The organism is Sphingobacterium alkalisoli (assembly GCF_005049105.1).
In the GTDB taxonomy this organism is placed as follows: domain Bacteria; phylum Bacteroidota; class Bacteroidia; order Sphingobacteriales; family Sphingobacteriaceae; genus Sphingobacterium; species Sphingobacterium alkalisoli.
Genome location: NZ_SUKA01000019.1, coordinates 1 through 2,246, shown reverse-complemented (window position 1 = coordinate 2,246; position 2,246 = coordinate 1). Strand labels below are relative to the sequence as shown.

The following is a 2,246-nucleotide window of genomic DNA, read 5'->3' as shown; positions in this document are numbered from 1 at the left end:
TCGTCCAGCTTAGGGATACCTCCCGCGGTGCGGTCTCCTGCCAGCTCACCCCCATCAGGTTCGATAGCCCGCCTTTGGCGATTACCACCGCTTCATAATCCAATGTCTGATTTGGATAATCGCCCATGATACCATTCGCCAGCAGATGCTGCAGCGCTTTATTGTATCCGGTTGAGCGCCCCTGCAGGGCATCCGAATAGCCCAGATTGAGCAGATCCTTGATCGGTGACAGAAAACTTACACCAAGTGCAAATTTCGCACGCTGTGCCAGTTGATCCGCCGACGCGGGTTTGTTACTTCTTTTCGAAAGGGAGCGTACATAGTCTACATTTCTCCAGCTGCTTCCGATTACGTTGCCTACCTTACCTGAATAGGCGCCGTTGATTCCTTTTAAAAATCTAGCCATTTTGACTGTTGTTAATTTGTTAAACCTGTTGCTTGCATGCAAGGCTTATCGCTGATATCAAGGGCTAAACTACGGTGTCCTGCACCTGAAATGAAAGAATGGAACAAAGCGGGACAACATGGTACGATTAGGAACACATTGTCCCATTTGTGGGGAAGACCCGCCAGATATTTACCACTTATTCGGGACTGACAGGTATCGTGTTCGCCTCTGCTTCGACTCGTGTTCGACATGTGTTCGACTGCTCTTCGGCTACCAGTCGAACAACAGTCGAAGCGCAGCCGAAGAACTGCCGAAGGAGTCTCGAAGCGGTCTCGAAGACGAGTCGAACAGCACCCGAATAATCCCCGAACAACTGTCGAAGCTTTAAAGCCTCCCCCTTCGCTTACTTTCTTTGATCATCTCGTCGAGATCTGCCAGATAATAGCAGGGGCGACCGCCGATCTTCCTCGGGGTCAGTTTGCCTTGGCTCACAAACCGGTAGTAGGTCGAGCGACCAATGCCGAGTATCTCCCGTACCTGTTGGATATCCAGCAGTTCGTTATCCTGAATACTTGGCTCCATTTTGTGCGGTGCACGGCGGGCGTGATCGTCTTGCTTTTCTATAGCTTCTTTTAACAATTGGTAGGTTGCTTCCAGAAGGAAACAAATGCGTTGTAGTAGATTTAACATGGTTTATTTAGTCTTATCGACCATACCGAAACCCTGAACAAAGCTCTGCCCGTAAGCCTTAAAATGCATAGGCTTATCATCATTTTCAAGCAATATTCTTACGGCCTGTGTTTTACATCAGGGAGCATCTTACTTCGAGGCAATGTATTCCTCCCAGCCCTCTTCTCCCAACTGGTTTATATTATCCAAAAATCCTTCACATTTTTCTCCAGGCGTCTACCTGGAAACAGTAGGTCCTTCCTGACCAATCTATCATCGCGAAAAAGAACGGCGTTTGTCTCATTTTCCAAATGCAGTTCTTTAATGTTCTTCACCGGATATTTTACGTACAACATATTGATATGTACATTCTCCTTTATTTTCACAAACCATTTACCTAAAGGCCATTGCTCTGGCGAATCTTTCGAAAAGTCAATCAGACATTTCTCTCCATTTGTTAGAATCGCAAAATAAACCTTATTTTCAAACAGAATAAAAACGATATCAAAGATTCTTACTTTTGTACCGTCGAATACCACCTCCGTGCTGATCACCTTACGGAGATGCTTAAGAAACACATCGGGTTTATGGGATAATTTCCAGAACTGTAGATCATCTATCTTCGACAAATCTACTTCGCGGGGCCTGTCTCTGAAGAACCGCAATGCGGGAAAGAAATAAAATAAGGCTACGGTCGCAAATAGCGGAGCAGCAAAATAGACAAAATCTTTTCTCCAATAATTCGACTTTATGACATGTAGCTCAATATCTACATCTGATCCCCACATCAAGATTACACCGGCGTGTACAAATAGCCCGTGTACGAAAATTACCGGTACACTTGCCAGCAAAACATATAGCATGGTGCGTATGTATATTTTAGAAAGCCACTCATTTTTCCACGCAGATTCAAGGGTGACATTATACATCCAGTTTACCCACAGCGCGTAACCAAAAATTAAAATTATCGTGACGTGGTAAACAGGCCAAAATGAGCTTGCCCCCATCCGTTCGGCCGGTTCAAATATCAAATGAGTTAGATTGATGACATATGCCACCATCAAAAGCGAAAAAATAATTATAAAGCACTTTGCAATATATTTAATAATCATAGGCTGTCTTGTCTTACAGATAAAGATCTATTTAGTAGATCGGGAATACAGTTTATGACGAAAATACAAATTATAAT

General features: G+C 44.1%; 3 protein-coding genes. All 3 read right to left on the bottom strand.

The genetic code is table 11. From position 1 onward, the window contains the following. Positions 1 to 406 (bottom strand): DUF6266 family protein (locus tag FAZ19_RS23720; RefSeq protein ID WP_244927466.1); only part of this gene is annotated, 406 nt, incomplete at its 3' end. A gap of 366 nt (positions 407 to 772) precedes the next feature. Then, positions 773 to 1,078, bottom strand: coding sequence for a helix-turn-helix transcriptional regulator (locus FAZ19_RS23715; protein WP_136823260.1), 306 nt, complete (start codon positions 1,076 to 1,078; stop codon positions 773 to 775). A gap of 176 nt (positions 1,079 to 1,254) precedes the next feature. Next, positions 1,255 to 2,169 (bottom strand): hypothetical protein, encoded by a 915-nt coding sequence (locus tag FAZ19_RS23710; RefSeq protein ID WP_136823259.1) that lies wholly within the window; start codon positions 2,167 to 2,169, stop codon positions 1,255 to 1,257. Positions 2,170 to 2,246: the final 77 nt, after the last annotated feature.